Source organism: Sulfurimonas sp. HSL-1656 (genome assembly GCF_039645585.1).
Taxonomy (GTDB): Bacteria; Campylobacterota; Campylobacteria; order Campylobacterales; family Sulfurimonadaceae; genus Thiomicrolovo; species Thiomicrolovo subterrani.
This window is the reverse complement of record NZ_CP147915.1, coordinates 663,453-685,630: the sequence shown is the minus strand read 5'-3', so window position 1 is coordinate 685,630 and position 22,178 is coordinate 663,453. Positions and strand designations below refer to the sequence as shown.

The 22,178-nt window shown below is 52.2% G+C and carries 19 protein-coding genes; 18 read left to right on the top strand and 1 reads right to left on the bottom strand.

Annotation, left to right across the window (positions count from 1 at the left end):
* The 11 genes from era to WCX49_RS03435 all read left to right on the top strand — a co-directional run bounded on the left by era (nucleotide 1) and on the right by WCX49_RS03435 (nucleotide 10,701).
* Nucleotides 1–876, top strand: a complete 876-nt coding sequence (era, locus tag WCX49_RS03485) for a GTPase Era (protein ID WP_345986190.1) — start codon at nucleotides 1–3, stop codon at nucleotides 874–876.
* A 300-nt stretch (nucleotides 877–1,176) separates the two neighbouring features.
* Nucleotides 1,177–2,709: a hypothetical protein gene (locus WCX49_RS03480; RefSeq protein ID WP_345986189.1), complete on the top strand. Its 1,533-nt coding sequence runs from the start codon at nucleotides 1,177–1,179 to the stop codon at nucleotides 2,707–2,709.
* Complete coding sequence (locus WCX49_RS03475) at nucleotides 2,706–3,338, top strand: hypothetical protein (protein ID WP_345986188.1); 633 nt, start codon at nucleotides 2,706–2,708, stop codon at nucleotides 3,336–3,338. The genes WCX49_RS03480 and WCX49_RS03475 overlap by 4 nt, the downstream gene beginning before the upstream one ends.
* Entirely contained in the window at nucleotides 3,338–3,769 is a 432-nt protein-coding gene (locus tag WCX49_RS03470; protein WP_345986187.1) for a hypothetical protein, read from the top strand. The genes WCX49_RS03475 and WCX49_RS03470 overlap by 1 nt, the downstream gene beginning before the upstream one ends.
* Before the next feature lie 9 nt (nucleotides 3,770–3,778).
* Complete coding sequence (locus WCX49_RS03465; protein WP_345986186.1) at nucleotides 3,779–5,020, top strand: secretin N-terminal domain-containing protein; 1,242 nt, start codon at nucleotides 3,779–3,781, stop codon at nucleotides 5,018–5,020.
* Nucleotides 4,957–5,424 carry a hypothetical protein gene (locus WCX49_RS03460; protein ID WP_345986780.1) on the top strand — a complete coding sequence of 156 codons (468 nt, stop codon included), beginning with the start codon at nucleotides 4,957–4,959 and terminating at the stop codon, nucleotides 5,422–5,424. The genes WCX49_RS03465 and WCX49_RS03460 overlap by 64 nt, the downstream gene beginning before the upstream one ends.
* Complete coding sequence (locus tag WCX49_RS03455; protein ID WP_345986185.1) at nucleotides 5,414–6,226, top strand: ATP-binding protein; 813 nt, start codon at nucleotides 5,414–5,416, stop codon at nucleotides 6,224–6,226. The genes WCX49_RS03460 and WCX49_RS03455 overlap by 11 nt, the downstream gene beginning before the upstream one ends.
* Nucleotides 6,219–7,163 (top strand): hypothetical protein, encoded by a 945-nt coding sequence (locus tag WCX49_RS03450; RefSeq protein WP_345986184.1) that lies wholly within the window; start codon nucleotides 6,219–6,221, stop codon nucleotides 7,161–7,163. Before WCX49_RS03455 ends, WCX49_RS03450 begins: the two co-directional genes overlap by 8 nt.
* On the top strand, nucleotides 7,160–7,708 hold the full coding sequence (locus WCX49_RS03445; RefSeq protein ID WP_345986183.1) for a hypothetical protein: 549 nt from the start codon (nucleotides 7,160–7,162) through the stop codon (nucleotides 7,706–7,708). The genes WCX49_RS03450 and WCX49_RS03445 overlap by 4 nt, the downstream gene beginning before the upstream one ends.
* Nucleotides 7,709–7,720: 12 nt before the next feature.
* Entirely contained in the window at nucleotides 7,721–9,457 is a 1,737-nt protein-coding gene (locus WCX49_RS03440; protein ID WP_345986182.1) for an ATPase, T2SS/T4P/T4SS family, read from the top strand.
* Nucleotides 9,454–10,701, top strand: coding sequence for a type II secretion system F family protein (locus WCX49_RS03435; RefSeq protein ID WP_345986181.1), 1,248 nt, complete (start codon nucleotides 9,454–9,456; stop codon nucleotides 10,699–10,701). Before WCX49_RS03440 ends, WCX49_RS03435 begins: the two co-directional genes overlap by 4 nt.
* Before the next feature lie 27 nt (nucleotides 10,702–10,728).
* Here the strand turns inward: WCX49_RS03435 and WCX49_RS03430 are convergent, their stop codons facing one another.
* Nucleotides 10,729–12,810, bottom strand: a complete 2,082-nt coding sequence (locus WCX49_RS03430) for an ATP-dependent helicase (RefSeq protein WP_345986180.1) — start codon at nucleotides 12,808–12,810, stop codon at nucleotides 10,729–10,731.
* A 186-nt stretch (nucleotides 12,811–12,996) separates the two neighbouring features.
* Here WCX49_RS03430 and WCX49_RS03425 point away from each other — a divergent pair, with 186 nt between their 5' ends.
* The 7 genes from WCX49_RS03425 to WCX49_RS03395 all read left to right on the top strand — a co-directional run bounded on the left by WCX49_RS03425 (nucleotide 12,997) and on the right by WCX49_RS03395 (nucleotide 22,118).
* Entirely contained in the window at nucleotides 12,997–15,621 is a 2,625-nt protein-coding gene (locus WCX49_RS03425) for a valine--tRNA ligase (protein WP_345986179.1), read from the top strand.
* Nucleotides 15,621–17,159, top strand: coding sequence for a SulP family inorganic anion transporter (locus WCX49_RS03420; RefSeq protein ID WP_345986178.1), 1,539 nt, complete (start codon nucleotides 15,621–15,623; stop codon nucleotides 17,157–17,159). Before WCX49_RS03425 ends, WCX49_RS03420 begins: the two co-directional genes overlap by 1 nt.
* Nucleotides 17,156–17,365 (top strand): DUF2905 domain-containing protein, encoded by a 210-nt coding sequence (locus WCX49_RS03415; RefSeq protein ID WP_345986177.1) that lies wholly within the window; start codon nucleotides 17,156–17,158, stop codon nucleotides 17,363–17,365. The genes WCX49_RS03420 and WCX49_RS03415 overlap by 4 nt, the downstream gene beginning before the upstream one ends.
* 149 nt (nucleotides 17,366–17,514) lie before the next feature.
* Nucleotides 17,515–17,940, top strand: coding sequence for a FecR family protein (locus WCX49_RS03410; RefSeq protein WP_345986176.1), 426 nt, complete (start codon nucleotides 17,515–17,517; stop codon nucleotides 17,938–17,940).
* A 2-nt stretch (nucleotides 17,941–17,942) separates the two neighbouring features.
* The gene (locus tag WCX49_RS03405) at nucleotides 17,943–18,539 is read left to right on the top strand and encodes an OmpA family protein (RefSeq protein ID WP_345986175.1); all 597 of its coding nucleotides are present in this window, start codon (nucleotides 17,943–17,945) and stop codon (nucleotides 18,537–18,539) included.
* Between the two features lie 4 nt (nucleotides 18,540–18,543).
* Entirely contained in the window at nucleotides 18,544–20,478 is a 1,935-nt protein-coding gene (locus tag WCX49_RS03400) for a CHASE2 domain-containing protein (protein WP_345986174.1), read from the top strand.
* A 530-nt stretch (nucleotides 20,479–21,008) separates the two neighbouring features.
* Complete coding sequence (locus WCX49_RS03395) at nucleotides 21,009–22,118, top strand: vWA domain-containing protein (protein ID WP_345986173.1); 1,110 nt, start codon at nucleotides 21,009–21,011, stop codon at nucleotides 22,116–22,118.
* Nucleotides 22,119–22,178 lie beyond the last annotated feature (60 nt).

Genomic DNA, 22,178 nt, shown 5'->3' with positions numbered 1-22,178 from the left:
ATGACCAAAGCCGGTTTTATCGCCCTCGTCGGACGCCCGAATGCGGGCAAAAGTACCCTACTCAACGCCCTGCTGGGCGAAAAGATCGCCATGGTAAGCCAGAAGGCGAATGCCACGCGCAGACGTCTCAACGCCATTGTCATGCACGGGGAGGATCAGCTGATCTTCGTCGATACGCCCGGCCTGCATGAAAAAGAGCGCAAACTCAACCAGTTCATGCTCGAAGAAGCCCTCAAGGCGATCGGTGACTGCGATCTCATTGTCTACCTGGCCCCGGCCGCGGACAGCGTCAAGCACTACAAACGCTTCCTGGAGCTCGCCGGCGGGAAAAAGCACCTGATAGCGCTGAGCAAAATCGACCAGATTTCCCAGGGCGAGCTGCTTGCCAGGATTGGTGAATATAACGCTTTTTCGGAACATTTTGAGGCCCTCATTCCCGTTTCTGTCACGAAACATACCGGTCTCGAGCAACTCAAAGATGTCATCACGAGGTTTCTGCCGGAATCCCCCTACCTCTTTGACCCCGAAGACCTCACCAATGAGAAGCTGCGGGACATCTTCCGAGAGTTCATCCGCGAATCAATTTTCGAGAATATCAGCGACGAAATCCCCTACGGGACCGATGTCGTCATTGACAAGATCGATGAAGCCGACGACATCGACCATATCCGCGCAACGATCATCGTCGAGAAAGAGAGCCAAAAAGGAATTATGATCGGTAAAGGCGGCGCTACGATCAAGCGTATCGGCAAGCATGCCCGCCAAAAAATCGAATCCCTTTCCGGCCACCGTGCCTACCTTGATCTGTTCGTCAGCGTGAAACCGAATTGGACGAATGACAAGAAAATGCTGGAAGATCTCGGGTACCAAACCTGAGCTTCTGCGTCTAATTACGTCTCGTCTTCCCATTATTCCATCCCCCTGCAACATCCATAATCAGGCACTCTTTTCATCAGTTATAAGAAAATTTTTAAGTTTACTTGGGCTACAATGAAAATGTGTGAAACCTAAGAACATTAACATTCAATGTTATAAGTCGATGTGGTTTTATGTTGTTATAGAATGAACAAGGTGAAAGAACGGGCGGAACACCGGATGCCCCCGGCCATCTAGAGATGGCATTCACCCTTCATGATATGGCTGCCGGACAGTCCAAAAAGAACAGGGATTTGCAACATGAACAATTCAAACGAGCAGGTTTTTGATACGGTCCTCTCGAACAACCCGTACAAACATACCTACTACTTGGGGAGTGGTAACCAGTTAAGCGTCACCAAAAACCCTCAGTACGGTAAAAAACAGTACGGGATCTCCTATCTCAACACGAGTAGCTTCATCACCGCGCAGATCGGTGTAAGCAAAAATATCCCGGACGATGACCTCGCATTTGTCATCGAAACCAAGGCATATGAAGAGCTCGCCCTAGACATGGCGATCGAATATACGATCGACTATATCGAGGTTCCGACAGATGGGAGCGCGAAAGAGCGTACTTTCCACGTCTTCATCGTTGATCCGCTTATTATCGATGAAACCTTTGCACAGACGGTTGCCGATCTGCAGTATGTCGACCAGATCGTTCCGGTACCGCTGCTGCTCAAAACCCTTTACACCCATGAAATCGTCCAGGGCTACGGCGCCCATTGCTATATCTACTTCCAGGAGAACGACGCGTTCTTCACGCTCTACAACGAGCAAGAATTCGTTTACACGAAAAGCCTGAAGTACTCTTTCCGCGATATGCATGAGCGTTTTTGTGAACTTCTTGGCGAGCAGATCGATCTTGTTGATTTCCAGACGCTGCTGGCAACGGAAGGCCTTGCGACACAAAATCCGGAGTATCAGAAGTATCTGATCAAACTCTTCGGTGAGCTTTTCCTCCATATCAACGACGTTCTCAACTACGCTAAACGTGCCTATGAAATCGAAACGATCGAAGAGATCTACATCGGTTCACAGATCGGTTCGATCGCCGGCGTTGACGAATATTGCCAAACCTACCTTGGTTTTGAAGCCAAGGCGTTCGACTTCTCCTACGGTTTTGCGACGGACAGTTACATTGACCAGATCCACCAGCTGATGCAGCTGTATGTCCGTACGGACAAAGCCGCACGCTATGACGTCAATTTCTCTATCTACCATCGGCCGCCGCCGTTCTTCCAGCGCCACAGCGGGAAGCTCTTCGCCGTAACTGCACTTTCGCTTGTCGTGGCGTTCGCTTACCCTGTCACCTACTGGACGATGGGGTATGCCGAAAGCGTACGGAAAGCATTGCTGGAGAAACAGTACCGAGAAACGCATGCCATCAAAGTGACACGGGAAGAGACCATCAATTTGAACCTGGCACGAAAGGCTGAAGCGCAGAAACTGCTTGATGCAGAAAACGAACTTTTTGAAGAGCGGAAAGCCACTTTGATCAAGATTCATGATGTCAAAGTTAATTATCCGATGAAAGCTGAAATCATGGCTGAACTCACCAGGGAGATGAACCGATTTGACGTCGGTGTGTCTGACATCTCATATGCGCAAGATGAAAATGAAAAAGCATTCAACTTGAGTGTTATGGCAAAAAAAGACAAACAAATCACCGACCTGGTTGAGTTTATGACAAAGAACCGGACACAGCGTTTTCATTACAACATCGAAAAAATCGAATTGGATGATAACACCAGCTATTATCGCGGTGATCTGAAGGTGGTGCTGAAATGAAATTTAATATTGAACAATACCTCTATCCAATAGACCAGTCTTTTTCTAGTAAGAAACAGGGTGAGGTCTATATGATATACGGCATGATCGCCGTAGCGCTTATAGCTTTCTCCTACCTCTTATTTTGGGAAAGTGCTGAGCGCGAATATCAGCAGGTGAAGGCAGAACGGATTGCCGTCGAACAAAAGCTCAGAGCAGATGAGCATTATCTCGCAATGCATCCAGAAAGCGAAATTCATCAGATTGAAGCCCAAATTGAAGCCATTAAAGCGGAAACATTGGCTGTCAAAGAGAAAAACGAATATATCAACTACAAGATCAGTCAGATCTCTGAACTCTTCTATAATGAAGAAGCCTGGGGTAAATATATTGACTCGATCGCAGAAAATGCCAAGAAATACAGCGTCAAGCTCGCTGTCTTGAGCAATAAAAGGGCTCTGGAAAAAGAGAAGTTTGGTCACGTACTTGACATCAAAGTCTTTGCGTCAGGTGAGTTCGACAACATGCTCAAATTCATCAACGCCATGGAACAGAGTGATCTGGTTATCGACCTGCACGGTCTCAGCCTGAGTGCCAAAGAAAAACTGGAACTCGATGTCAACTCATCAGTATGGGGGATCACTTACTAATGAAAACGAAACTACTAATACTCATGCTGCCTCTGTTCGCATTTGCACAGGATATCCAACCTGACATGCAATGGGTCGATCAGGAGATTGCAGCCATCAAACCCCCAAGAACAGGGGTATCGTCAGCTGCCCTATTTGGCCTGAAGGATCCGTTCAGAGCACAGCTGATTCTCAATCAGCCGCCTCAAACAAAAAAGGGAACTACAACCTATGTGCAGCGTTATGTGCCTAAGCCACCTTTGACGCTTGAATCTGTCATCAACAGCCATACGGCATTGATTGACGGTAAATGGTATAAGCAAAATGACACCATCTACGGGTATGCTATCGTGAAAATTGAACGTGACAGCGTCTTACTTCAGAAGAAGAAAAAACAGCTTACGCTCACTTTGAAGAAGAAGAACCCAAAAATCCAAATCAACGCCAAATAGGGAAAGACGATGAAAAACATGACTCCATTCCAAAAAATCAACAAGTCACTCACTTCGGTAGCCGCGGCAGTGCTGTTGGCCTCATCGGTGCAGGCAGCAGACTGTACCTACGAGCTCTTTTCCATCAGCGGTGCGAAAGGGATGACGATCTCCAAGTACATTGATCAGCTGAGCGATGAGTGTGAACTGACACTGATCATCAATGATAATGAAGCGGAAAAGAAGATGTCCAAACGTCTTCAGCGGACAAACCTGAAAAACCTGACGCTGAATGAAGTTTTGGATATTCTCCTCGTCGACAACAACCTGAACTATACGCTGGAGAATAATCTTCTCAAAATCTCTTTCATTGAGACGCAGACGTACAATATTGACTACATCATCAGTGCCCGCAAAAGTATCGGTAGTACTGACATTCTTCTGAGTAGTTCTCAAGCGACAGATGCATCATCTAACAACACTAGTGGCTCAAACAGATCAAGTGGCGGGAGCAGCAGTGGAGCCGGTCAGGATCTTGGTTATGGTTCAAAACAGATTACTCAGAATAATACGTCCGGTATCAAAATCGAATCCTTGGACGAAGTCAAATTCTGGGAAGAGCTTGACCTTGAGCTGCAGCGTGTCCTCAACCGTCCAACGGACTTCTACCAGGCGGAAGCCCCCATTGTCAATAAAAATGCAGGTCTTGTTACAGTCACGGCAACAGTACGCCAACAGCAGCGTCTTGAGAAATATCTTAAAGAGCTTCAGAAAAAGATTCAGTACCAGGTACTCATTGATGTGCGTATGATGGCTGTCACTCTTAGTGATGTCAAATCAAACGGTATCGACTGGTCTCAGATCTATGCCCTTCAGAACCTTAATCTCACCGTTGATAAACTTGACGCTCTCAATGTCAGTGAATTTGACACAGCAGGTCAGATCCTTACAGGAGGCGCAGGTGGCTATAGTGGCCCTGCATCCCTACTGAGAATGTATGGAGGGAACACCATAAACGAATTGGTCAAATTCCTCGAGACACAGGGGGATGTCGATGCGATCTCAAATCCAAAGGTCCTTACTCTGAACAACCAACCTGCATTGATTACCGTCGGTACTGAGTATTTTATAAAATCCAGCAATCCAACATTCTTGCAGGTAGTTCTTCGGGAACATCACAAACAACCCAGAATGACGTTGTCAACTCCATTTTTGCAGGCGTCCTCCTGGACATCACTCCGGAAATCGCAAATGACAACACCATTACGTTGAAAATCAACCCGTCCATCAGCCAAACACGTATCAAGTTGAACAGTGATGAAACGGAGCAGCAAAAACGTACTATGCCGCCGGACCTTGATCGTCGCCAGCTTGCCTCCGTCGTTACTGTCAAAGACGGCAACAGCATTGTTATCGGTGGTCTTATTGACAAGTCTGAAAGCATGCATACTAATAAAGTCCCTCTTCTTGGCGACATCCCGGGACTTGGCTATCTTTTCAAATATGAAGAAAAAGCTGTTGATACGACTGAACTTGTCATTGTTATCGAGCCACATATCATCAAGAAAGAGAACAATACCATCTCTCTTTCAGATCTTGGCTATACCAAGTTTACCGACAAAGAAGTAGGACTCGACACCAATAATACAACTGCTGACGAGGCCAATGCAGAATAACAACCTCTTTGACGTTTCCAAAGAGGTCTTTCTCGATGTCGTCGACGCGAATGCATACGTGCAGCTTGATCGCGTCGCCATCGTCTACAGATCCCTGATGGAAGCCATTAAAAAACCCCTCAAAATGATTCTATTGTTCGGCAAACCCGGGACAGGGAAAAGTATGATGCTCAGCCGCATCTATAAAGAGCTGCATGACCGGCAAAAAATCGTTCTCTACCAGACTCCGATCACGGATGAGGACGCGTTTTTCCGCTCGCTGGCACGGGATGTTTTCGACTACATTACAGACGAACCAATTCATTTTACACGTTTTAATGAACTGGCTGCGCAGTATACCTTTGAAACAGCGCCGGTTATTTTGCTGGATGAAGCACAGATGTATTCGACAGCTCTGTTGGAAAAAATACGTCTCATCTCCGACACACGACAGATCAAGTTTATTATCTCCCTCCACAAAACGGAGCAGGAAGATGTTATTGCCAAAGAACACTTCCAATCACGCATCTGGGAGGCACAAGAGTTGCTCAACGCTTCCGCCGCAGAACTGAAAATCTACATTCAGAAAAAACTGCTCCGGTCGAACTGTTTTGATGTTGCCAATATGTTCAATGACAAGAATGTCCGCTGGATCCATGAACTGACCGAAGGCAATTACCGAAATACGAACAAACTGCTCTTCGCCCTTTTCAGTATTGCATCATGGTATGAAGAGAATCAACCGACTCAGATCAACTATACGTCCATTAACCGCAAGATGATCGAGATGGCAGGTATTGAAACGGGGTTTATCCATGCTTAACGTTCCTGAACTCGAACAGCGCTGGAAAAAATATCGTCGTGTGCGCCTGATCCCTTATATGATAGGCAGTGGGGTTGCTGCACTCACAGTTATTATCGTGACCATTGTGCTCATGACGCCCGATACACAACTACCATCAGAAATCAAATCAGCCGATGTGGTCAAACCTTCTTCGATTCAAACAACAACGACCGTCCCGTCCACCCTTCAAGACGTCGAGCCGTCTCAGGTGGTTACTGCTGAAGTCAATGCAACGCCATCTTCTCCGACGAATGAGCAAACTGCAGCCCCCACAATGAAACTTACCCCTTCTATGGAGTTCATGGAAGAGATGGAATCCGATGTGATGGACTACTATGCACACGTTAATACACAACCGGCTCCCGTTATCAAGGATGTTGCACCTTCTGTAAAGCCAAGGCCCGTCAAACAAGCACCTGCTCCCGCTCCCGTCATTTCAGCACCACCGGAAGAAGAAATCCAAACCATTGAAGCGCCATCCCCTCAAGCAGAGTCTTTGCCGTCTATCCAGCCTCAGAAGGCTGTCAAAGCCATGCAAAGCCGTAACGAAAGACCCCAAGAGTCCGTGGAAGATGTAGAAGATTCAGGTGGCATGACGATCCTGCGCGACGACGACATGAAAGACATTCAAGACGTCATTGCCCGTTTCAAAAAGAGCAAGAACCCTGTTCTGAGTCTCTTTGTCGCCAAACGTTATTATAATATCGGCAACTACCAGCAGGCATACAATTATGCGCTGATCACCAATGAACTTGACAGTACGATTGAGGATTCATGGCTTATTTTCGCCAAGTCACTTTATAAAATGGATCAAAAGGAGATGGCGATCAAAACGCTGAAAAGCTATATCCAGGAGAGCAGCTCCGTCAAAGCCAAACTCGCCCTGGACCAGATGGAGAAAGGCGCCCTTGAATGAAGCACTTCGCTTCACTTTTGGCGCTCATGCCATTGCTACTTGCCGCTTCCGACAGCAGTGGACTCTACAGACTCTATCAAAACGGTCAGTACATTCAAGCCTGCAATGCAGGGGTGAAAGAGCTTCAGCGCCATCAAGACGATGAACGGTTTGTCTCACTCTATGCTTTTGCATGCCTTGAAGCCGATCGGATCGACCGGCTTGCACTGCCTATTGTCATGTTGAAAAACTCTCCTGAGGCACGCAAAAATGCCACCTATTTTACAGCGATTCTGCTGCAAAAAAATCTCTTGCTCAATGCCCTGGAGGAGCGTGCACCGATCACCGGTCTCAACCTTCCCACATCCGATCATCTTCTCTCGCGGGTGTTTGATCTCTACAGTGCAAACAAGTTTGTCAGGAACGGTGATACCTATGTTTTCAGCGATCCGAAAAATGCGCGTCGAAGTTATCAACTTTTCCTTCAGCGTACCGGTCGCTCCCTGAATCTGGGCATCACTGAATATTATGATACAATATTAACAAAACAGCATATTTACCGTTAAAGGCAGTCTGAAGTGGATAGAATAACTCACGATCTTCTGGAAAAAAAGCATATCTCTCAGACCCAGATTGACCGCCTTGTAAAGGTCGGGGTCAAAGAGGAGATTCTGCTGGAAACACTGACGAAAGTCGGTGCCGTTTCACTCAATTTTGTCAAACGTTTTGTCGTCGAACAGATCCGGGCAGGCAAATATGACCTGGAAATTCTCAAACAGTACACTTTCCTTCCGGAAAGGGCGGTCCTCGAATACCTGGCTGAAGTCCTGGAGATCCAGTATATCGATCTCGATTCGATCGATATGGATTACCGTCTCGCTGAGCGTGTTCCCCTGAATCTTCTGCAACGTTCCAATGCCCTGCCGGTAGCAGAAAGCGATATGAGTATTACCGTGGCATTCGCCGATCCGCTTAATATCGATGCCCAGGAAGCCATTCAGCGTGTATTTCCACGCAAGCCACTACAAGTAGCGATCTCTTCAGGAAAGCAGATACAGTCCTATCTTTTCAAGATCGACATTAAAAGCAGTGTCAAAGGTCTTGTTGACAACATCCGTAAAGAGCTCAACACTATTGGATCCCCGGAGGAACAAAAAGATGCTTCCTCCATTTTGCAGCTGATCAACGTTATTCTAAAAACCTGTATCAAAAGCCGGGCCAGTGACATCCATATTGAGCCGACAGAAAATAACTGCGTCGTTCGGGCGCGGGTAGACGGTAAACTTGCCGAAATCTTCATCTTTGACCAGGATATCTATCCGCCGCTGGCCTCGCGCTTCAAACTCCTCTCTAATCTTGATATCGCCGAAAAGCGCAAGCCGCAGGACGGTCGTTTCTCCGCCATGGTCGGAGACCGTGAATATGACTTCCGTTTCTCCACGCTGCCGATTCTCTACGGCGAGTCGATTGTTATGCGTATTTTGGATAAAGAGAAGGCCCTGATCCGACTGGAAGATGCCGGTATGGATACCGATGGGTACAAAAAGCTTATCCAGGCACTCAAAAAACCCCACGGTATCCTCCTTGTTACCGGACCGACCGGTTCGGGGAAAACAACAACACTTTACGGCGCCCTCAACGAACTGCGTAATGTGGAAGATAAAGTCATTACCGTTGAAGACCCTGTCGAATACCGGATGAATCTCATTCAGCAGGTCCAGGTGCATCCTCAGGTCGGCATGACCTTTGCCGCAGCACTACGCTCCATTTTGCGTCAGGACCCGGACAAGATCATGATCGGTGAAATCCGTGACCACGAAACCCTGGAGATTGCGATCAAGGCGGCTTTGACCGGTCACCTCGTCATCTCAACACTGCATACGAATGATGCCATCAGCGCCCTGCCCCGTATGGCGGACATGGGCATTGAACCCTACCTTATCAGCGGGGCCGTCGTTGCCGTTCAGGCACAACGTCTGGTGCGTAAAATCTGTCCTCACTGTAAAAAAGAGCTTGAGGTACCACCCAGCCTGCTTAAAGAGTATAAAGCATACCTTCCGCCCGAAACGGTCTTCTACCATGGTATAGGATGCAAAGAGTGCAACGGCAGCGGCTATCTGGGCCGGGAGATGATCAGTGAGGTACTGCCCATCACTGAAACGCTCAGCAGTATGATTGCCAGGAGCGCCTCCAAAGAGGAGATGATGAAACAGGCAATTCAGGAAGGTTTTGTTAGTATGTTCCAAAATGGGATGAAAAAGGTTGTCGAAGGTAAAACAACCATCGAAGAAGTCTTAAGGGTGGCAAAAGAATGAAATACTATCTCGCAACAGTCCTGGCCAAAGGTAAAAAGGTACAGCACGGCTTTTATGCCGACGGAAAAAAAGAGGCAATGTATATTGCGAAAGTACGTTATCCGGGGATCGTCGTCAATGTCACCGAAGGTGCGGCACCGCTGGAAGACCAGCTTAAGCACTTTAAAGAGCGTGTCATTGGCAATGTCAAAAAGAAAAAGGTTAAGCCAGACTCCCTGATTGCTGCAATTCGGCAGCTAGCGGTTATGACTAATGCCGGGATCTCAGTGCACGATGCATTGAATGAAATTGCACGTGCAGCCAACGACCCTGTACTAGAAGAGATTTTTTCATCAATCGCTGAAGACATCAACTCTGGTTCCAGCATGTCTAAATCAATGGAGAACTTTCGCTTCCAACTCGGCGGGCTTACGCTGGCGATGGTCGAGCTCGGTGAGCAGACCGGTAATATGGCTGAATCGCTCTACCAGCTTGCCGATATGCTCGAAGAGATACGGCGCAACGTTATCAAATTCAAAAAAGCAATGGCCTACCCGCGTAATGTCATGATTGCCATGGCTGTCGCATTCACTATTCTGATCTCCTATGTCGTACCGCAGTTCAAAAAGATTTTTGAAGAGCTTCATGCCGACCTGCCGTTACCGACAATTATTCTGTTGAAACTGGAGTATCTTTTCAACAACTTTGGCCCTTATGTGCTAGCCGCTCTGATCGTGTTCATTATCATTTTCAGATATATGCTCAATACCAACCGGGAGTTTAGATTCAGGTGGCACCAGCTCCTGCTAAAAACCTATCTCATCAAGAACCTGATCATGTACTCGACGCTTAACCGTTTTACGCTGGTCTTTTCGGCTCTGGTCAAAGCGGGTATTCCGATTGCCGACGCACTCGAAACGTCAATTGCGATGATTGACAATCTACCCCTGCAGGAAAAATTGTCAACTGTGCGTCAGGCTGTTGAAAAGGGGTCATCGCTCAGTGAGGGGCTTGCAGATACCGGTTTGTTTGAGAACATGATCATCCAGATGATCTCCGCCGGTGAGCAGGGTGGTCAACTTGACTCAATGTTGGAAAAAGTCACAGACTATTACAAGATGCGCTTTGACCAGATTATCGATGGTCTGGCCGAAGCGATCGAACCGATCATGCTCTTTATCATTGCGGCCATGGTTTTGCTGCTTGCCCTTGGTATCTTCCTGCCAATGTGGTCACTCAACGACGCCGTTCAAGGTCGTGGTTAAGAAAGAAGACGCTCTCGCAGCGTCCTCTTATTTCTCCTCTTTCGCTTCCTCTTTCTTCACAAGCATTCTGTACTCTTCGTCCTCTTTAAGCATTCCGGCTTCGTACAGGAATATCGACGGCACGAACTGTGCCTTTTTGATCCTGTCGTATTTGGCAAAACTGAGATAGAGGATATCTTTGGCCCGGGTCACCGCCACATAAAAGAGCCTCCGCTCCTCATCCAGGCTGCCCCCCTTACCCATCAGTTTTCGGTTGGGGAAACGCCCGTCCATCAGGTCTATGACATAGACCTCTTTATATTCCAGGCCTTTGGAAGCATGGATACTGAGAAGATGCACCCCTTCGCCCTGTGTCAGGTCCTGGGAACCAAGAATCATGGCATTGAGGAAACGTTCATGCTCTTTGTAGGGCTTTGCCAGTTCCTGGAGTACCGCCGGTTTGCGGCGGATACGTTCCAGCGCTTCCGTTTTAAGCTTCGCGTCAACCTGGCCGTCAGGCAGAATGGCACGTCGGACGGCCAGCTGCTCCGCGACCGCCGCATAGAGATCGGAAGCGGCTATCTTCTGTACGACATTCTGGGGGCGCGAAAGGTTTTTGATCGCCTGCAGCAGCGTATAGAACTGTGAGAGCATTTTCGCCCCGTCTTTGGTCAGCTTCGGATGCTTCAGCACGGGGTTCTTCAGCAGTTTCTTGTCACTGATCACCTCGGCAAAACGGCCGGCATGCCCGAGCTCGAGAAAATCATCGAAGAGTCCGAGCTGGTGGTTCAGTTTCCGTTTCTCGAAAGGATTGCTGATCTTCAGATCGGGCGTATACAACCCGCGGAGCATGGAACCGCCGCCAAGGAACTGCAGCGCCACGTAGAGTTCCTTCGCCAGAGCGCTTCCCACCCCTTTGGCATGTTCGAATACATGGATGAACGCCATCATGTCGCTCTCGTTGACGAGCAGCGTGTAGATATCGAGAATAAACTTTACCTCTTTGGCGTCGAAGAAGCTGACCCCGCCGCGCCGGCGGCAGGCGATCCCCTTTTCCCGCAGTGCCGCCTCGATCCCGTCCGCGCTGGAGTTGTTACGGAAAATGACGGCGATCTCCTCATGCTCGGTGGCACTCTTGCCGATCATCTCCGCAATGCCGTGGTACTGTTCGAAGAGTTCGTCGTAGACCAGCAGCTTCGGCGGCGTCGCGGTATGATCACGGGTCACCTCGAGTTGTTTCGGGTAGATGCGTTCATTCTTAGCAATCACCTTGTTCGCCAGGGAGAGGATAGGGACCGTAGAGCGGTAGTTTTTAGAGAGGGTATGGACGTCGGCGTCAGGGTACTTCTGCGAAAAGGAACCGATAATGGAGATATCCGCCCCGTTGAAGGCGTAGATCGACTGGTCATAATCTCCGACACAGAAGAGCGACGGTGGACTCATCGCGTCGATGAGCGTCCCTTGCAGTGCATTGGTATCCTGGTACTCGTCGACAAGCACCTCTTTGTACCCCAGCTCCATCCGTTCGCAGAGCTTGCGCATCTGCAGGAGCAGGTCGTTGAAATTCAAAAAACCGTACTGGGTTTTGAGCTCCTCGAACTCGTCGATGATGTCGGCATAGATCATCGCAAAACGGTCATGCTCTTCCTGCCGCTCCGCAATCCACATCTCGAAACTCTTGTCCATCTCCGTATTCTGGTAGTAGGAGTAGAGGTCATAGAGGTAATTAGCGCCGTAGGGTTCGTTTTCCCCCTCCAGGTGGTGAAAACTGCGCTTTTCATAGACGCTGCGGAAAAGGGTTTTCAGTTCGCGCTGCTGTTTGAGGACGACCTTGCCCTGCTGCCTCTTGAGCCAGCGGTAGCTGACGGCATGGAAGGTCCCGGCATCGATCTGGCCCGCCTTCTCCGTCCCGAAAAAGGAGGCGACACGTTCGACCATCTCCGCCGCCGCTTTATTCGTAAAGGTGAGCAGCAGGATCTCGTGGGGCTGCACACCCTGCCCCAGCAAATGCGCAATCCGCCCGACAATGGTCGACGTCTTTCCCGTACCGGCAGAGGCGATGATCAGGTTGTGGCCGAATGCTGCGGTTGCTGCTTTATACTGCTCTTCATTGAGACGGGAAAGGGGCACTGCTGTCCTTTGCGGGTAGACTTCGCTCTTACGGGTGAGATGCGGGAAAATTCGGCTGTCAAGATGACGGCTTTACGCTGTTGAGTCCGGCATTTTACCTCCGTTTCGCTATAATCCGCCTAAAATTTAAGCGCCTTCATTCATTTCAAAATCTGAACCAAACAAGCGCAGAATACGGGGACATCCATGTCAAAAAAAAGCTATGATCCTTCATCCGTCGAATCGGCGTTCTACCCTATCTGGGAAGCGCGCGGCTATTTCGAAATCGACGGGAACAAAGCCATCCAGAAAGAAGGCAAGAACTTCGCCATCATGATGCCGCCGCCTAATGTCACCGGGCGCCTGCACATCGGCCACTCCCTCACTTTCACCCTCCAGGACATCATCGTCCGCTACAAGCGGATGGACGGCTACAAGACACTGTGGCAGCCCGGCACGGACCACGCGGGGATCGCCACGCAGAACGTCGTCGAGAAACAGCTGCTCGACGAGGGAACCACCAAAGAAGCCCTCGGACGCGAGAAGTTCCTGGAACGCGTCTGGGCATGGAAGGAAGAGTCCGGCGGGATCATGGTCGGCCAGCTGCGCAAAATGGGCGTCTCCCCGGCATGGAGCCGCGAGCGCTTTACGATGGACGAAGGACTGAAATCCGCGGTCAAGGAAGCCTTCGTCAATCTCTACGACAAAGGGCTGATCGTCCGCGGCAACTACATGGTCAACTGGTGTACCCATGACGGTGCCCTCTCCGACATCGAAGTCGAGTATGAAGAGCATAACGGCCACTTCTACCACGTCCGCTACCCCTACGCCGACGGCAGCGGTCACATCGTCGTCGCCACGACCCGCCCGGAAACCTACTTCGGCGATACCGCCGTCATGGTTCACCCGGATGACGAGCGCTACAAAAATCTCATCGGCAAAAAGCTCAAACTGCCGCTGATCGATCGCGAGATCCCCATCATTGCCGACGAGCACGTCGACATGGAGTTCGGGACCGGAATGGTCAAGGTCACCCCGGCGCATGACCCGAACGACTACGAAGTCGGCAAACGCCATGACCTCGAATTCATCACCGTTTTCGACGAAAAAGGGATCCTCAACGACTTCGCGGGCGAGTTCAAAGGGCTCGAACGCCTCGAAGCGCGCGAGGTCATCGTCAAGCGCCTCGAAGAGGAGGGCTTCGTCGAGAAGATCGAAGACCACGTCCACCAGGTCGGCCACTGTTACCGCTGTAAGAACGTCGTCGAGCCGTACATCTCCAAACAGTGGTTCGTTCGTGCCGAAACGGCCCGCGGCAGCATCGAGAAGGTCAACGACGGTCTCGTCAAGTTCTTCCCGCAGCACTGGATCAACAGCTACAACGCCTGGATGAACGACCTGCGCGACTGGTGTATCTCCCGCCAACTCTGGTGGGGCCACCGCATCCCGGTCTTCTACTGCAACGACTGCGGCCATGAGTGGGCGTCACAGCAGGAGGAACCTGAAGCGTGTCCGCACTGCTCTTCCAAGAACATCGTTCAGGACCCCGACGTTCTCGACACCTGGTTCTCCTCGGCGCTCTGGCCCTTCTCGACCCTGGGCTGGGGCAACGGCGATCCGGTCATGGACAAGCTCTTCGAGAGCGACGACCTCAAGAACTTCTACCCGAACAGCCTGCTGATCACCGGCTTCGACATCCTCTTCTTCTGGGTCGCGCGGATGATGCTCATGGGCGAAACCTTCATGGGTAAACTCCCCTTTGACCACATCTACCTGCACGCGCTGGTACGTGACGAAAACGGCCAGAAAATGTCCAAGTCCAAGGGCAACGTCATCGACCCGCTCGATATGGTCGAAAAATACAGCGCCGACGCCCTGCGTTTCACGCTGGCTGTCCTCGCCGTCCAGGGGCGCGACATCCGCCTGAGCGAAGAGAAGCTGGAACTGAGCCGCAACTTCACCAACAAGCTCTACAACGCGGCGAAGTTCCTCCAAATGAACGTCGAAACCTTCGACGACCTGGAAAACATCACGGTCACAACCGACCTGGGACGCTATATGCAGAGCCGCTTCAATGCCGCCGTCGTTGAGACCCGCGGATTCCTCGACGAGTACCGCTTCAACGACGCGGCCACGGTCCTCTACCGCTTCCTGTGGAACGAGTTCTGTGACTGGGGCATCGAGCTTTCCAAGGTGAGCAAAGAGAGCGTACCGGAACTGGGCGCCATCTTCAAAGCCTCCATGAAGCTGCTGCACCCGTTCATGCCGTTCATGACCGAGTACCTTTACCACGAGCTCTCCGGCACATCGCTGGAGAACGGCGACTCCATCATGATCAGCCGCTATCCGGACGCGGGCGAACGCGATATGCAAATCGAGGCGATGTTCGACGTCATCATGGACGCCATCGTCACCGTCCGCCGTGCGAAGACCCTTATCGACATGGGCAACCAGAAGATCGAAGAGGCCTACGTCAAGACGGATGCCGTGACCACCGGTGCGATGGATGCCTACATCTGCCGCCTCGGCAAGGTCGAGAAGGTCGGTTTCGTCACAGAGAAGATGGACAATGCCGTCAGCGACGTCGGGGAGAAGGTCGAAGTCTTTATCCCGACCGGTTCCATCGACCTCGCGCCGATCATCGATCGGCTGGAGAAGCAGAACGCGAAGCTGGAGAAAGAGATCGCCAAACTGGCCGGCATGCTCAATAACGAGCGCTTCGTCGCCAACGCGCCGGAAGATGTCGTCGCCACCAACCGCGAGGCCCTCGTTGACGCCCAGAACAAACAGCGCAAGATCCTCGACCAGCTCGAGAGCCTGCAGGGAGCCTGATGTTCAACCTCCAGAACTACCGTACCGATAACATCAAAAACGACGTCCTCTCCGGGCTCGTCGTTGCCGTTGCTCTCGTGCCCGAAGCGATCGCCTTCGCTTTCATCGCCGAAGTAAGTCCCATCGTCGGCCTCTACACCGCTTTTATCCTGGGGCTTATCACGGCGCTGATCGGCGGCAAGCCCGGGATGATCAGCGGGGCGACCGGCTCCGTCGCCGTCGTCCTCATCGGCCTGACCCTGGAAGTCTCCGGCCTCCTGCGTGCACAGGGGCTCGGCGGGGAAGAGCTGGCCTGGGGCGTCCTGCAGTACGTCACCCTCGCCGCCCTGCTGACGGGAGCCATCCAGGTGCTTTTCGGCGTCTTTAAAATGGGCAAGTTCATCCGCCTCGTCCCCCAGCCGGCGATGTACGGCTTCGTCAACGGTCTGGCCATCGTCATCGCCACGGCGCAGTTCAAGTTCTTTGAAGGGGAAGGCGTCATCATGTACGCCCTCGTCGCCATCACGATGCTGATCATGTTCGTGCTGCCGCGCTACACCAAAGCGGTCCCGGCCGGTCTCGTCGCCATCGTGGCGCTTACCCTCGTCGCCTACCTTTTCGGCCTGCAGACCGGTACCGTCGGCGATATGGCGAACCTTTCCGAATTCAAAGGGCAACTCCCCTCTTTCCATATCCCGGACTTCATCCTCGACCCGGGTGCGATCCTCGTCGTCCTGCCCTATGCCGTCATTATGGCCCTTGTCGGCCTGATCGAATCCCTGCTGACCCTGGCCGTGCTTGACGAGATGAGCGGCACCCGCGGCAGCGGCAACCAGGAGTGTATCGCGCTCGGGACCGGGAACATGACCTGCGGGCTCTTCGGCGGGATGCCGGGGTGTGCGATGATCGGCCAGTCCATCATCAACTACACCTCCGGCGGCCTCGGACGACTCTCCGGCGTCACCGCCGCCGTCGGCCTGATGGTGCTTGTCGCGTCGCTCACCGACGTGCTCAACGTCATCCCGATCGCCGTGCTGGTCGGCATCATGTTCATGGTCAGCATCGGCACCTTCGAATGGAGCAGTTTCAGCCATATCCGGCACATGCCGCGCTCCGACGCCTTCGTCATGGTCGCCGTCACATTGATCACGATCGTGGAGGACCTGGCCATCGCCGTCATCTCCGGCGTCATCATCTCCGCCCTTGTCTTTGCCTGGAAACACGCGCGCATCTACGCCAAAAGCCAGGTCGAAGCGGACGGGACGAAGGTGTATGAACTCGACGGCCCCCTCTTCTTCGGTTCGACGGCGAGCTTCTTCGACACCTTTACGATCGACCGGGACCCCCCGCGCGTCGTGATCGACTTCCAAAACGCGCGGGTCATGGACGCTTCCGGCGTCGAAGCGATCGACACGATCACCCGCAAGTACGAGGATGCCAACAAACAACTCACGCTGCGGCACCTGAGCGAAGACTGCAAAAAGCTCCTCAAGGCCGCCGGCCCCCACTGCACCTACGAGGTCACCGACCCGACATACAAGGTTGCGGTTAACGTATGACGGCAAAATGGCTGATCATCGCCGGCACCCTGCTGGTCGTTGTCGGCCTGCTGCTGCATTTCATGCCGGGCCTCTTCGGCTGGTTCGGTAGACTCCCCGGCGACATCCGCATCGAAAACGAACACTCCCGTATCTACATCCCCTTGACCTCCATGGTGATTACCAGCATCATGCTTTCACTCCTTCTCTTTCTCTTTAGACATTAACGTCATCCACCTATCTGCCCTGCTGCTGCGCCGAAGTACAGAACAAACACGATGCGCTCTATATCTCCTGTTCACAGAACACAAGATTGACAATTAGACACAATTTGTCATACAATCTATAAAAAATGCACCCCTGCCAAGGTGAGCCGATGAAACGCATCCTACTTCTTTGTCTTTTGACGCTTCAGCTCTGGTCCGCCGAAGCCGTTGCTGTGCTCGAAAGTCAGAAAAACGAGGTCGGTATCCGCAGGGGAAGTAGCGTGATCACCCCACAGGCGGGCCGCGAGGAACTCTACCGCGGCGATATCCTTTATACCGGGAAAGAGGGGGCGCTGAGCATCGTTTTCAATGACGGCAGCACGGTCGCACTGGGGCACAAGAGTCTGCTGAAAATTGACGACTATCTCTTTGAACCGAGTCAAAAAAACTACCGCCTCGACCTCTCTTTGAATGAAGGAAGCGCCATCGTGGAGACCGGGAAGATCGGTAAGCTCTCCCCTGAATCCGTCACCTTCAGAGTCCCCGAGGGAACCATCGGGGTACGGGGCACCCGCTTTTTCGTAAAGGTACACTAACTATGGTCGAAATTCTCCTTGTCTCCCTCGTAATTGTCGTCACCGCCCTCGTGATGGAGCCCTCCGGGACGGAAGTCGTCCTGCTGGACAATAACAGCAGCAGAAATACCATTATCGTCACCACGGAAGGCGGGAGCGTCACCATTGACACGCCTTATGAGGGGACCACGCTGGAGAGCAGTTCAGAGGCTCCAACTGCTCCTGTAACGGTGTCGGATGTTGCACTGACTGCCGACGACGCCGACACCTTTGCCGCCGTCCCCCCTCCGCCGCTGACCCTCACCGTCTATTTCGAAAACAACAGTGCCGACCTCACCCCGAAATCACACCGTGATCTCGTCATGATCCTTCCGCTGCTCCGGGAGCTGAGTCCTCTTCACGTTGCCATCACAGGCTACACCGACACGACGGGAAGCGCTTCTTACAATCTTTCCCTCTCCGAGAAACGGGCCTCGGCACTCAGGACGATGCTTGAACAGCAGCATGTCGCAATGCTTCGCTGCCAGACCGACGGCCTGGGGGAGTACCTTCTCCAGGTTCAGACCCCGGATGAGACCAACGAACCGAAAAACCGCCGTGTCGAGATGACGTTCCGGTAGCGCTATGCGGAAATTTTACATCGTCGTCGCCATCACGACGCTGCTCTTTTATCTTGCCGCTTACCCTACTGCCCTGCTGCAGCAAAGCGACAACCTCCTTTACGACCTCTATAAACGGATCGCTACGGCCGTCTCTCCGCTGCAGCTTGGCGAACCGGCAACGGTGATCGTCGAGATCGACGACGAAAGCCTCGAAACGCTGGGGCAATGGCCCTGGCCGAGGGTCCTGACGGCCAAGCTGCTTGAACAGATCGGCGCCTACAAGCCTGCCGCAATTGCAGCGGACATCATCTTTCCCGAAAATGACCGGACCTCGCCGCAGGAGCTGATAGCGTTTTACCGCAACTATTTCGGTCTTTCCCTGCACATCGAGGGCCTCCCGGACCAGCTTTACGATAACGACAGCCTGCTGGCGGACACGATCGGCAGCCTGCCGCTGCTGCTGCCGCTCTATCTAAAAAACAAGCGCGACGGTGATGCTTCCGTCTGTTTTGAAAAACCCGGTTACCATATCGATGTAACAGAAATCGACACCCTTTACACCGGTGTCGGGCTGCTGTGCAATATCCCCGAACTGCAGGCACAGGCACACTCGACCGGTTTTATCAATGCCCATGCAGACCGCGACGGTGTCTTCCGCCGAATGGCGCTGGCAATGCGCTTCGACCAGGAACCCATCGCCGCACTCACTGCGGCCATGCTGCTCACCTCAGGGCGGTTCCCGCCGCAGATGCAGCTGAGTGACACCCCCTACGGCCTCCAGGCCGAGCTCGGCGACCATCGTTTCTACACCGACGCCCATGCCAACGTTCTGCTCCGTTTCTATCCCAAAGACACCTATCGGCGTATCTCCGCCGTCGACCTCCTCCGCGGCCGGGTAGATCCCGAAGCGATCCGGGGAAAATTCGTGCTGGTCGGCGCCACAGCCGTCGGGCTGCATGACCGTTATACCGTGGCCCCCGGGGAAACACTGCCCGGTATCTATATGCATGCCACGCTGATCGAGAACGTACTGAACGGAGACCTCATCTCACAGCCCGGGATCTTCCCGCCGCTGAACATGCTGCTCTCGTTTCTGAGTGCTATGGCAGCGCTGATCATGTTCCGGCGCAGACGCTATCTCTCTATCATCATCTTCTTCAGCAGTATGACGCTGCTCTACAGCGCCGCCGCCGTTACCGCGCTGATCTATTCCCTCTCCATCGCTCCGGGCTATTTCCTCTCCCCGCTGGCCGTCAGCTTCCTCATCACCGCCCTCTCCATCGCGGTCATCGGCTACACCCAGCGCAAGCAGTTTTACGAGCAGCTCAGCCACTCCCACCAGGCTGCCCTCGACAGCATGGCCCTCGTTGCGGAAACCCGCGATACCGAGACAGGGGCCCATATCATCCGCACCAAAAACTATGTCAAACTTCTTGCGATGGCGATGGCACGGAAGGGAGCTTACCACGAAACCCTCAATGAGAGTTACATCGAGCAGCTTTTTCATACCGCGCCGCTGCACGATATCGGCAAGGTCGGCATTCCCGACCATATTCTCAAAAAACCGGGTAGCCTGACGCCCGAAGAGTTCGAGACGATGAAACTCCATACGACTTACGGCAAAGAGATCCTCGACAACGCCATCAACAGCTACCATGACAATGCCATGCTCCGCGTCGCCCGCAATATCGCCTACTCCCACCATGAGAAGTGGAACGGAAGCGGCTATCCCCAGGGGCTTTCCGGGGAAGCCATCCCCCTCGAAGCGCGGCTGATGGCTCTGGCGGATGTCTATGATGCCCTGATCAGCCGGCGCTACTATAAAGAGGCCTTCTCATTCGAACAGACCGAAGCAATCATTCTCGAGGGACGCGGGAACCATTTCGACCCGCAGATCGTCGATGTCTTCATAGCACTCAAAGAGGAGTTCCGACGTATTGCGCAAACGCACCGCTAACGTTTTCATTCCCTTTACGATCATACACTGCCTTGCCGTAATCAAACCGTTGCGGATCTGTCCCCCGGTCGTAATGCAAGCGCACTATGATCTCTTACATGAAATCAGAGTCTACCAACATCTTTACCGTGTGCTGCAGACGCCTGGACGGCTTCTTTTTCCGGTTTACCTACCTGGATTATGAAGACTACACCCTGGCGTTCAAAATGCGCTGAGTATCATTAGCCTCCTCGTACCACGACACGCTTCCGACCCGCATATTACTGCTACGGAAATTTTCACTTCAGAACATCTTTTCAATAAGTAACACCCCTTTTCGACTTTTTTCCCAGTGTTACATTTTTTTCATTTTTCATTAAGTATTGCTATTTTATATTACTTTTCAAAGATAGTTAGTTTACCTATCTTTTTGTGAATTAATGTTGTCTGAAAAGCCAACCCTCCACCGGGGGGCGGAAAGCTGTGAGTCCACCGGGATTGTCTAGCTGCCAAAGATCAATTGTCCATTACACTCTCAAAGGATCTACGCAATGAAAAAGCTACTTGTTTCATCCCTCGCAGCCATGGCTCTGGCCGGCACGCTTGCAGCGCAAAAAGGTGATATCGTCTTTGTTATCGACAACTCGGGCAGTATGAACTCCTATATCAACGTTGTTAAAAACAACGTTCATGTCCTTGTTGACAAACTTGTTAACGAAGGTATTGACTTCCAACTCGGTCTGGTCGCTTTCGGCTATGGGTATACCGGGGCGGTCAACCCGCTGGACAGTACGACGAATCCGGTTGTTTTAACCCCTCTGACGACGGACATCAACCTCTTCAACACCCAACTCCATACACTTAACGGGGGCGGTACTGGTTATGAACCCGGCTTTGCCGCAGTGGCACGCAGTATGTCCGGTGCCATGGAAACACCTACGAACAAGTTCAGAGATGATGCCGGTGCCTGTGTCATCCTTCTTTCCAACGAAGATGCCGACGACGGTGATATCACGGACACGAGCTATTGGATCCCGTGGCATAACAAGCCGGTGGCCATCGCCGCCATGCAGGCGCACAACGCCACGTTTTACGGCATTATCAACCCCGGCTTTAACAGAACGTATGATGACTACGGCATGAATCCGGGCAGCCTTGCCGTTGAGACCGGGGGATACACCTGGAATATCAACGAGTTGAGCAACCCTGCACTTCAGGCAGCCATCCTGGAAGAAGTCTTCGACAAATGTATCTACGAGACCATTATTACTGAAACACCGGTGGACTTCGACGTGCACCCGCGCAGCTGCCCGAACCCGATCACGACCAAGTCAAAAGGGGTGATTCCCATGGCGATTCTCGGATCGGATATGCTTGACGTCAACGACATCAACGTCAGTAGCGTCACCGTCAATGGCGTCTCACCGGTCCATTACAGCTACGAGGACAATGCAACCGTCTATACCGGCGGGTTCAGCGAAGAGCCGCTGAAGGATGAGTGTACGACACTGGGTGCCGACGGTTATATGGATCTTGTCATGCACTTCGACACGCAGTCGGTCGTCAGCGGTCTTGAGCTCGGTGTCCAGTATCTCGAAGTAACCGGCACGCTGCTTGACGGTACCCCGTTCCGCGGCAAAGACGTCGTCTGGGTCAAATAACCCGCTTCGTTTCGGCCCCGCGGGATGCGGGGATCATGTAAACCGGGCCGGGACTTCAGA

Bases quoted from the DNA above. Each gene is read 5' to 3' on its own strand.
- WCX49_RS03415 (WP_345986177.1), top strand. From the start codon at position 17,156: ATGACGGCAAAATGGCTGATCATCGCCGGCACCCTGCTGGTCGTTGTC.
- WCX49_RS03470 (WP_345986187.1), top strand. From the start codon at position 3,338: ATGAAAACGAAACTACTAATACTCATGCTGCCTCTGTTCGCATTTGCA.
- WCX49_RS03465 (WP_345986186.1), top strand. From the start codon at position 3,779: ATGAAAAACATGACTCCATTCCAAAAAATCAACAAGTCACTCACTTCG.
- WCX49_RS03480 (WP_345986189.1), top strand. From the start codon at position 1,177: ATGAACAATTCAAACGAGCAGGTTTTTGATACGGTCCTCTCGAACAAC.
- WCX49_RS03400 (WP_345986174.1), top strand. From the start codon at position 18,544: ATGCGGAAATTTTACATCGTCGTCGCCATCACGACGCTGCTCTTTTAT.
- WCX49_RS03435 (WP_345986181.1), top strand. From the start codon at position 9,454: ATGAAATACTATCTCGCAACAGTCCTGGCCAAAGGTAAAAAGGTACAG.
- WCX49_RS03410 (WP_345986176.1), top strand. From the start codon at position 17,515: ATGAAACGCATCCTACTTCTTTGTCTTTTGACGCTTCAGCTCTGGTCC.
- WCX49_RS03425 (WP_345986179.1), top strand. From the start codon at position 12,997: ATGTCAAAAAAAAGCTATGATCCTTCATCCGTCGAATCGGCGTTCTAC.
- WCX49_RS03450 (WP_345986184.1), top strand. From the start codon at position 6,219: ATGCTTAACGTTCCTGAACTCGAACAGCGCTGGAAAAAATATCGTCGT.
- era (WP_345986190.1), top strand. From the start codon at position 1: ATGACCAAAGCCGGTTTTATCGCCCTCGTCGGACGCCCGAATGCGGGC.
- WCX49_RS03475 (WP_345986188.1), top strand. From the start codon at position 2,706: ATGAAATTTAATATTGAACAATACCTCTATCCAATAGACCAGTCTTTT.
- WCX49_RS03395 (WP_345986173.1), top strand. From the start codon at position 21,009: ATGAAAAAGCTACTTGTTTCATCCCTCGCAGCCATGGCTCTGGCCGGC.
- WCX49_RS03455 (WP_345986185.1), top strand. From the start codon at position 5,414: ATGCAGAATAACAACCTCTTTGACGTTTCCAAAGAGGTCTTTCTCGAT.
- WCX49_RS03405 (WP_345986175.1), top strand. From the start codon at position 17,943: ATGGTCGAAATTCTCCTTGTCTCCCTCGTAATTGTCGTCACCGCCCTC.
- WCX49_RS03445 (WP_345986183.1), top strand. From the start codon at position 7,160: ATGAAGCACTTCGCTTCACTTTTGGCGCTCATGCCATTGCTACTTGCC.
- WCX49_RS03420 (WP_345986178.1), top strand. From the start codon at position 15,621: ATGTTCAACCTCCAGAACTACCGTACCGATAACATCAAAAACGACGTC.